This window comes from Stenotrophomonas sp. Sm6012 (assembly GCF_030985895.1).
Taxonomy (GTDB): domain Bacteria; phylum Pseudomonadota; class Gammaproteobacteria; order Xanthomonadales; family Xanthomonadaceae; genus Stenotrophomonas; species Stenotrophomonas forensis.
This window is the reverse complement of record NZ_JAPTFX010000041.1, coordinates 24,898-33,425: the sequence shown is the minus strand read 5'-3', so window position 1 is coordinate 33,425 and position 8,528 is coordinate 24,898. Positions and strand designations below refer to the sequence as shown.

General features: G+C 67.4%; 7 protein-coding genes. 5 read left to right on the top strand and 2 right to left on the bottom strand.

The annotated features are described in order from the left end of the window. Nucleotides 1-62: 62 nt before the first annotated feature. Nucleotides 63-2,858: a glycoside hydrolase family 3 C-terminal domain-containing protein gene (locus O0J73_RS09820; RefSeq protein ID WP_308308597.1), complete on the bottom strand. Its 2,796-nt coding sequence runs from the start codon at nt 2,856-2,858 to the stop codon at nt 63-65. Between the two features lie 338 nt (nt 2,859-3,196). Here O0J73_RS09820 and O0J73_RS09815 point away from each other — a divergent pair, with 338 nt between their 5' ends. Both O0J73_RS09815 and O0J73_RS09810 read left to right on the top strand, forming a co-directional pair. Next, nucleotides 3,197-3,631, top strand: a complete 435-nt coding sequence (locus tag O0J73_RS09815; protein WP_040007487.1) for a glyoxalase/bleomycin resistance/dioxygenase family protein — start codon at nt 3,197-3,199, stop codon at nt 3,629-3,631. Nucleotides 3,632-3,949: 318 nt separating this feature from the next. After that, nucleotides 3,950-4,654 (top strand): helix-turn-helix domain-containing protein, encoded by a 705-nt coding sequence (locus tag O0J73_RS09810; protein ID WP_308308596.1) that lies wholly within the window; start codon nt 3,950-3,952, stop codon nt 4,652-4,654. A 9-nt stretch (nt 4,655-4,663) separates the two neighbouring features. Here O0J73_RS09810 and O0J73_RS09805 read toward each other — a convergent pair whose 3' ends face one another. Further along, a complete protein-coding gene (locus tag O0J73_RS09805) occupies nt 4,664-5,554 on the bottom strand; it encodes a sterol desaturase family protein (RefSeq protein WP_308308595.1) in 891 nt (296 codons plus the stop codon). A 131-nt stretch (nt 5,555-5,685) separates the two neighbouring features. Between O0J73_RS09805 and O0J73_RS09800 the strand changes: the two genes are divergently transcribed. The 3 genes from O0J73_RS09800 (at nt 5,686) to O0J73_RS09790 (ending at nt 8,420) form a co-directional block, all read left to right on the top strand. After that, entirely contained in the window at nt 5,686-6,636 is a 951-nt protein-coding gene (locus O0J73_RS09800; RefSeq protein WP_308308594.1) for a LysR family transcriptional regulator, read from the top strand. 92 nt (nt 6,637-6,728) lie between these two features. After that, nucleotides 6,729-7,379: a DsbA family protein gene (locus O0J73_RS09795; RefSeq protein WP_006452002.1), complete on the top strand. Its 651-nt coding sequence runs from the start codon at nt 6,729-6,731 to the stop codon at nt 7,377-7,379. A gap of 33 nt (nt 7,380-7,412) precedes the next feature. Further along, nucleotides 7,413-8,420: a cyclase family protein gene (locus O0J73_RS09790; protein WP_133934961.1), complete on the top strand. Its 1,008-nt coding sequence runs from the start codon at nt 7,413-7,415 to the stop codon at nt 8,418-8,420. Nucleotides 8,421-8,528: the final 108 nt, after the last annotated feature.

The following is an 8,528-nucleotide window of genomic DNA, read 5'->3' as shown; positions in this document are numbered from 1 at the left end:
ACTTGGATTCCCTCCGTCCCCTTTTTCAGACACGGCCCGTTGCCGGGCCGTGTCCTCAGGCATCAGCGCAGCACCTGCTCAACCAGCTGTACGTCCACGCTCTGCAACGGCTCGGCGGCGTTGCGCGACAGCTGCACCTGGTAGGTGCCGCCGTCGATCTTCCACTGGCGCGCCTGTGCATCGTAATGGGCCAGGGTCTTCGGCTCGGCCTCGATGCGGATGCGGCGCTGTTCGCCCGGCTGCAGGTTCACCTTGTCATAGCCGATCAGGCGGATCGGCGTGGTGCTGCCGGCCGGCAGCTTCAGGTACAGCTGGGCGACGTCGGCACCGGCGCGCTTGCCGGTGTTGCGGATGTCGACGCTGGCGACCAGGCGCGAGCCTTCCACGCTCACCTTCAGGTTTTCATAGGCGAAGGAGGTGTAGGACAAGCCGTGACCGAAGGCGAAGGTCGGGATCAGGCCCTTGGCCGCCATCCACTTGTAGCCTACGTTGGCACCTTCGATATCGAAATCGAACACATCACCGAACGGCTTGGCCGGCTTGAAGCCGAGGCCGTCGATATGCGGGCGCGGCAACTGCGATTCGTCCACCACCCAGGTCACCGGCAGGCGTCCGGACGGATTGACCTGGCCGGTCAGCAGCGCGGCAATGCCTTCGCCACCGCGGATGCCCGGATACCACGCCTGCAGCATCGCCGGCACCTGCGCCAGCCACGGCGTGCGCACCGGGCCGTTGGTTTCCAGCACCAGCACGGTCTTCGGGTTGGCCTTGGCCACGGCCGAGATCAGGGCGTCCTGGTTGTCCGGCAGCTGCATGTCCGGCAGGTCCACCGATTCTGCCGCCCACTGGGTGGCGAACACGATGGCGACGTCGGCCTGCGCGGCTGCCTTGGCTGCAGCGGCGGCATTGCTGCCGTCCACATACTCGATGGTCGCATCCGGACGTGCAGCACGCAGCGATTCCAGCGGCGAGGACGGGTGGAAGATCACCGGGCCCGGCCAGGTGGTCGGCATCACGCCCGGCACCGCATTGGTGCCCTTGGCGGTCACGCCCACCATCGACGAACCACCGCCACCGATCACGCCCTTGTCGGCATGGCCACCGATGATGACGATGCGCTTCACGCTGTCGGCCAGCGGCAGCAGGTTGCCTTCATTGCGCAGCAGCACGCTGCCCTCTTCCACCGTGCGCTGGGCAACGGCGAAGCCAGCCTCGGCATCCACCTTCTGGTGCTGCGGCGGGTTGTCGAAATTGCCGTGCAGGAACATCGTGCGCAGGATGCGCGCCACCATGTCGTTCAGGCGCGCCTGCGACACCACACCACCGTGCACGGCCAAGCGTAGCGGTTCATCAAAGAACACCGCCGCATCAAACACTTCACCGGCCGACTGCTGGTCCAGGCCGGCCAGCGCCGCCTTCGAGCCACTGTGCACGCCACCCCAGTCGGACATCACGAAACCGGGGAACTTCCATTCCTGCTTCAGCACCTGGTTCATCAGGTAGCCGTTCTCGCAGCCGTAGGTGCCATTGATCTTGTTGTACGAGCACATCGCCACGCCCGGGCGGCCTGCCTCCAGCGCGATCTCGAAGGCGAGCAGGTCCGACTCGTGCATGGCCTGCTCGCCGATGCGCACGTCGTGGAAGTTGCGGCGGGTCTCCATGTCGTTCAGCGCGAAGTGCTTCATCGAGGAGATCACGTGTTGGCTCTGCACGCCCTGGATCAGCGCACCGACCATCGAACCGGCCAGCAGCGGATCTTCACCGGCGTACTCGAAATTGCGGCCGTTGCGCGGGTCGCGCTGCAGGTTGACGCTGCCCGACAGCAGGATGTTGAAGCGCTGCTGCCAGGCCTCGCGGCCCATGGTCGCGCCGCCGGCAAAGGCCACTTCGCGGTTCCAGCTGGATGCAGTGGACGGGCCCGACGGCATCGCGGTGGCGAAGTCGCCCGGACGGATGCCACCCGGATTGGTCACGCCGACGCCGGCATCGGCCGACTGCTGCGAGGGAATGCCCAAGCGCGGCACCGCCGGGACGAAGCCGGCCGAACCGACCGCGCCTTCCGGCAGCGGGCCACCGTCCTTGCCCAGCCCGAAGTAGCTGTGCAGCATCTGGAACTTCTCATCCTCGGTCATCGCCTTCAGCAGCAGCGCAGCGCGGGCGTCGGCGTTGAGGGTGGTGTCCATCCACGGCGTGTCGCCATGCGTGTCGGCGGCATAGGCCAGGGTCAGCAGCGTGGCACGCAGGCTGCTGCCTTCCACCTTGAACGGCGCACTGCTGGCAGCCTGGAAGCCATCGCTGAAGTAGCTGGCGTCTGCTTCCAGTGCGACACGCGCCGGATCGAAGCCGGCCGCCGTGGCCGATTCGCCAGCCACGGCACCGAGCAGCACCGCCGGCGCACCCAGCCGCGAGCGCGTGACCAGCGCCGGCAGCTGTGCCGCGCCTGCACCGGCATCGGTATAGACCGCGACGGTGTGGCGGCCATCGTCCAGGCGCAGGTAGTTCAGCCCCGGCTGGTCGGGGCCGGACTCAGCGGCGATCGGCAGCCGGGTCAGCACGGCCTGGCCGCGCTGGGTCTGGCCATCGTCCTTGCCTGCGGCAATGAAGCGGTACTCATAGCCCAGGCCGTCGGCCAGCACCTGCAGCGGATCGACCTGGCCGATGCCGCGCTGCACCTGGCGCACGCTCACCGCGTCCACCTTCAGGCTCTTCAGCTGCGCAGCCAGGGCCGGCATTGCTTCGGCGCCGGGCGCCTGTTCCAGGGTCAACACGGTGAACGCCGCAGGGTCGGCCCAGGCCGGGGCGGCGAGCGCAGCAGACAGGGCGAGGGAGAGGGCAAGCGGCTTTGTAAACGTTTTCATCGGCAGGCGTAATTCCGTTGCCAAGGCAATCGGTCCAGGGAAGGTGCCGCCGAAGGGTGCAGCGTTCATGCCGCGCAGGGGTTGCCAGGCAACGTCCCGCAGGCCGAAGGACGAGCCGGTCTGCGCGCGGGACCCTCCTCCCGGCGTGACAACCTGCCTGTCCGGGCCGCGCTGGGCGGCCCAATCATGTGAAGATTGTGCGAGGGCGTTCACACCTGTCAACAGGACCTAAGTCACAGGGGCAACCTGGCCGCCGGTTATCAGGCCATCACCGGCAGTCATCAGCAGGCCGCACGGGGCTGCCGATAATGGGGCGTCACCGGCCCTGAACCCCGCCCATGAACATACACCGCGACTTCGATCATCTCTGGCGCGACCGCTGTGATACCTCGAGCCAACGCAGCCCACGCGTGTTGATCCGGGTGTTCGTGGCCCCGGGCCAGCTGGAGCAGAGCGTGGCTTTCTACGAGCAGTTGCAGGGCGTCGTGGCCGATGCGGGCTTCCCGTTCCCCGATGCCGGCCTGCGCCTGGCGATGGTCGGAGCCTTCCTGCTGATCGAAGGGTGCGAGGAAGCGCTGGCCCCCTTCACTTCGACCACCGGGACACTGCTGGTCGATGACGTGCGGCCTTATCACGACCGGCTGGTCGCGGCGGGGGCCGAAATCATCTTCCCCCTGCAGGTGGTGCCGACCGGTGCGGCGTTCAATGCAGTGCATCCCGATGGCACGGTGGTCGAGTACGTGCATCACCGGCCCGACCCGCACGGGCGCTGAGGGTACGCACGGCCGGGCTGCGCCCGGCACCCGCCGAGGCAACATCAACGTCAACAGCCAGAGCTACAGCAAAAGCTGGATTTCTGCAGGCAGGCGGGGTGGGTCCGTTGGCGGGGGACGCCGTAAACCCATCCCTGGGGGCTCGATGGCGCCATCCATGGCGCCAACGGTCCTGCAGCCCCACACCGCCCCACCTCCGACAGATTCCCGCTGCGGTGGGTGGGTGTCGACCTTGGTCGACACGTGGATCCACGCCAAGCGTGGATGCTTTTCGATTTCAATTCGAAATATTCGATTTCGATGGAGATTCATCCACGCATGGCGTGGATCTACAATTCCTCCATGTCCTCTCCCGCCCTGCCCTGGAATGGCACGCTGCTGCTGGATGCCCACGTGGCCGTGCTGCAGGGCCATGCCGGTGGCAGCGCTGCGCATGCGCACTACGCCCATCAACTGCTGCTGAGCGATGGTGCAGCGTGGCAGGTCGAGGTCGATGGCGTGCAGCAGCAGGGTCAACGCCTATGGCTGCCTTCCTTCCAGTCGCATGCCATCCTGTCGGCACCACAGGACGGTTGCACGGTATTTCTTGAGCCGGCACATGCCGATCCCACACAGATCCAGCGGTATCTGCACGCCCTGCCTGGCAACGCGGTGGCACTGCAGGACTGGCTGCCACGACTGAGCCGTCCGCAGCCGCTGGATCGACGCGTGCAGGCGGCACTGGCCCGCATCACCCACTACCTGCCTGGCCCGGTGCCGGCCGCCGATATCGCCGAAGCGGCGCATCTGTCGACCAGCCAGCTGCATCGGCGCTTCCAGTCAGACCTGTCGGTGACCTTGCGTGGCTGGGTACTGTGGCAACGGCTGCGCAGTGCGCTCGCGCATCATCTGCGCGGGCACAGCCTGACCGACAGCGCGCACGCGGCCGGGTTTGCCGACCTGGCCCATCTGTCACGCAACCTGCATCGCATGTTCGGCATCGGTGCCGTGCAGTTGCAGGGCCTGCAGCTGCGCGCGACCTGACATGCGGGATCATCCGCGCCTGCGCAATCCTTCGGGCAGCTCCGGTACCTCGCCATGTGGCAGCTCACGGAACGGTGCCAGCAGCTGCCCGGGATAATCGCGCGGATAGTCCGGCTGGCTGCCGATGCCGAGATCGCGTTGCCGCAGCCGATAGCCCTGCGCATCGAAGGCGGTTCCCAGCAGGTGATCCCAGACGGTCAGGAACAGGCCGAAGTTGACGTCGCCGGCGGTGCCGTAGCGCATGTGGTGGAAACGGTGCAGCGGTGCCCACGCCATCACCCGGCCCAGCACACCGGGGCGCATGTCCACGTTGGAATGCTGCAACAGCAGCTGGATGGCAATGGCGAACGCCAGCACCGCCGCCACCGGCATCGGCAGGCCCAGCACCAGCAGCGGCAACACACCGCCCACTGCTTCGGCCGCCTGGTGCAGTGGGTGTTTCATCAGGCCGTTGAAGCCGTACATGCGGGTGACGCTGTGGTGCACCGCATGCAGCCGCCACAGCCAGCCGATGCGATGGCTGGCGTAGTGCACCAGGGTGATGCCGAGATCGGCGCAGATGATGGCCAGCAGCACCTGCAGCGCGAAGGGCCACTGCACCGGCCACAGCTGCCACGGAATGAGTGCCGCCAGCAGCGGCACCGCGGCGATCGACAGCAGGTTCAGGCTTTCGTTGACCAGCGCATGCAGGGTGTCACGCAGGCTGTCGCCCTGGTCGTGGTTGAACACAGGGTCGTAGGGCCAGGCACGTTCGGCGGCGAACGAGACCGCGATGGCGACCACCAGCAAGGCCAGCAGCCACAGCGGATCACCGTGCAGGTGGCCGACCCAGGCGATGGCGGCGGCAACGAACCCGAGCAGGAACAACGGGGCATACAGGCGGAGGATCCAGTGCTTCATGGGCAACCCGAAACGTGAGGGGCCTGCATGCTGGCGCGATGCGACGGTTGCCGGCTTGAACAAACGGCGCAACCCGTCACGCGCCTGCTGGATGCCCGCCCTGGTCGGCACCGTCATTCCAGCATCCACGCATGGCGTGGATCTACAATGGCACCCTCATCGCGCCCGGGACCGGCATGGACTCCTTCAACCTGATGCGTGCCTTCCGCCGCATCGTCGAACGCGGCGGGCTGGCCCGTGCCGCCGAAGACCTGGGCATGTCGCCGGCCGGGCTGAGCAAGCAGCTGCGCATGCTGGAAACCCACCTGGGCGTGGTGCTGCTGCAGCGGACCACGCGCCGCATGAGCCTGACCGAAACCGGCCATGCCTATTACCGTGAGTGCTGCCGCCTGCTCGACGAGCTGGACGCGCTGGAACGTGGCATCGCCGAACAGCGTGGCGAAGTGGCCGGGCGGCTGCGCGTCAATGCGCCACAGTCGTTCGCGCTGAGCACGCTGTCGCCGCTGCTGCCGCGCTTCCTGCAGCAGCATCCGCAGCTGTCGCTGGACCTGGTGATGGAAGACCGCCTGCTCGATGCGGTCGGCGAAGGCTTCGATGTGTCGCTGCGGCTGCGCGCCGAGCTGGACGACTCGCGATTGGTGGCACGCCGGCTGGCTTCGCTGCAGCAGGTGCTGTGCGCGGCCCCGTCCTACCTGCAGCAGCATCCGGTACCGCAGGCGGTGGACGATCTGCAGGCGCACAGCGTGCTGGCCTACAGCCTGTCCGACTCACCCGGCAGCTGGCCGCTGCTCGGCCCCGATGGCCAGGTGACGATCACCCTGCCGGCACGCGTCACCGTCAACAACAGCCTGATGCTGCGTGATCTGCTGGTGGCCGGGATGGGCATCGGCGCCCTGCCCTCGTTCCTGGCGGCGCCGTCACTGGCCCGCGGCGAACTGCAGCAGGTGCTGCCCGACCACCGCTATCCACCGCGCTTCGTGCATGCGGTCTACCCCACCTCGCGCCACCTGCAGCCCAAGGTGCGTGCCTTCATCGATTTCCTGCACGCCGAGCTGCCCGCCTGCGCCGGCCTGGATTCGTAACCACCAGCGAAAACTGAGCTGCCCGCGGCGTGCTGTTTCAGCCACGCCGCACTGCCTACTCTGCCGCCTCCCCTCTCACCGATGGCAGGCCGATGTCTTCCGTTTCTTCCCCCACCGCTGCTGCGCCGGTGGTCGATTTCTTCCACGACGTGGTCTGCGGCTGGTGCTTCGTACTGGCCCCGCGCCTGCAGCAGGTCTCGGCCGAACTCGGCATCCAGGTGCGCCACCGCAGCTTCGTGCTGCAGGACTCGCGCGCGCAGATGGTCGAGGTGTTCGGCTCGATGGAGCGCGCCAAGGCGATCATCCTGCGCCACTGGACCGATTGCGCTGCGCATGAAGACAGCGCGCGCATCGATATCGAAGGCATGCGTGCACAGGACTTCGAATATCCCTCCGGCTGGCTGGGCGCGTTGGCCTGCCAGGCCGCCGGCATGCTCGGCGGCAATGAGGCCCACGGCGTGATGTTCGATGCCGTGCAGTGGGCGCACCTGCACCAGCACCGCAACATCGGCGATGCCGAAGTGCTGCTGGACATCGCCGAAGCGCTCGGCCACCCGCGCGGTGCCTTCGCTGACCACATGCGCAGCGACGCAGTACGCCAGCGCGTGCAGGCCGACCGCGCCGAAGCCGCTGCGCTCGGCATCCGCTCCATTCCCACCGTGATCGGCGGCAACGGCCTGCGCCTGCAGACCCTGCCGCTGCCGCACCTGCGCCAGGCCCTGGCGCCGCTGGTCGCGGCCTGAGCCGCACCATTCCCCCCTGCAAGGAGACTCCCCATGACCCCACGTACCCTGGCCACCGCACTGGCCCTGCTGCTGGCCGGCACCGCTGCTTCCACCACCGTGTCCGCGCACGAACGCGTTCCTTCCGGCCAGCAGGTCGGCACCAGCCCCTGGGGGCCGAAGGACGAGATCGGCCGCCTCAACCTGATCACCGAGGCCTCGCGCGCAGCGATCCTGTCGCGGGTCAGTGGCGGCAAGGCCTATGACCTGGCCACCGAGTACTACGTGGGCATGCCCAGCTGGCAGGACGCCGGCGACCCGCACTACCAGTTCTGGATGACCCACACCCCGCGCGGCACGGTGATGGACGACCCGATGGGCGTGGGCGAGACCATGAACCTCACCCGCAGCTACACCGGCACCGCGTTCTCGATGTACAGCCACACCGGCACCCACATCGATGCGCTGAACCACTTCGGTATCCACGGAAAGATCTGGAACGGCTTCGAGGCCGACAAGCACCTCGGCGATCGTGGCTGGAAGGTTACCGGCATCGAGAAATTCCCGCCGCTGATCGCGCGTGGCGTACTGATTGACGTAGCCGGTGCCAAGGGCGTGGACATGCTGCCGGACAGCTACCGCGTCACCCGCCAGGACCTGAAGGATGCGCTGGCACGCCAGCAGGTGAAGCTGCAGCAGGGTGACATCGTGCTGATCCGCACCGGCCGCATGCGCCTGTTCGAGCAGCCCAGGGCGTACATGGCCAACCCGCCGGGCATGGGCCTGGACGCCGCGCGCTTCCTGGTCGAAGACAGCGGCGCGATGATCGTCGGCGCCGACAACCTCAGCTTCGAGACCTTCCCTTCGGAAGTGTCCGATGACTACGTGCCGCTGCACACCTACCTGCTGGCCCAGCAGGGCGCGCCGATCATCGAGCTGGTGGCGCTGGACGAACTGGCCCGTGACAAGGTCTACGAGTTCGCCTTCATCGGCGGCCCGTTGAAGATCCGCGGTGGCGATGCCGCGCCGCTGCGCCCGGTGGCGTTGCCGGTCCGCCCGTAACCGGGGCCTGTGGGTGCCGGCCCTGGTCGGCATTCCGTCCCATGCCGAGTGGGTGCCGACCTTGGTCGGCACTCCTATACCCCTTCAGCAACCTGAAACCCGACCTTC

Bases quoted from the DNA above. Each gene is read 5' to 3' on its own strand.
- O0J73_RS09820 (WP_308308597.1), bottom strand. From the start codon at position 2,858: ATGAAAACGTTTACAAAGCCGCTTGCCCTCTCCCTCGCCCTGTCTGCT.
- O0J73_RS09815 (WP_040007487.1), top strand. From the start codon at position 3,197: ATGAACATACACCGCGACTTCGATCATCTCTGGCGCGACCGCTGTGAT.
- O0J73_RS09810 (WP_308308596.1), top strand. From the start codon at position 3,950: ATGGCGTGGATCTACAATTCCTCCATGTCCTCTCCCGCCCTGCCCTGG.
- O0J73_RS09805 (WP_308308595.1), bottom strand. From the start codon at position 5,554: ATGAAGCACTGGATCCTCCGCCTGTATGCCCCGTTGTTCCTGCTCGGG.
- O0J73_RS09800 (WP_308308594.1), top strand. From the start codon at position 5,686: ATGGCGTGGATCTACAATGGCACCCTCATCGCGCCCGGGACCGGCATG.
- O0J73_RS09795 (WP_006452002.1), top strand. From the start codon at position 6,729: ATGTCTTCCGTTTCTTCCCCCACCGCTGCTGCGCCGGTGGTCGATTTC.
- O0J73_RS09790 (WP_133934961.1), top strand. From the start codon at position 7,413: ATGACCCCACGTACCCTGGCCACCGCACTGGCCCTGCTGCTGGCCGGC.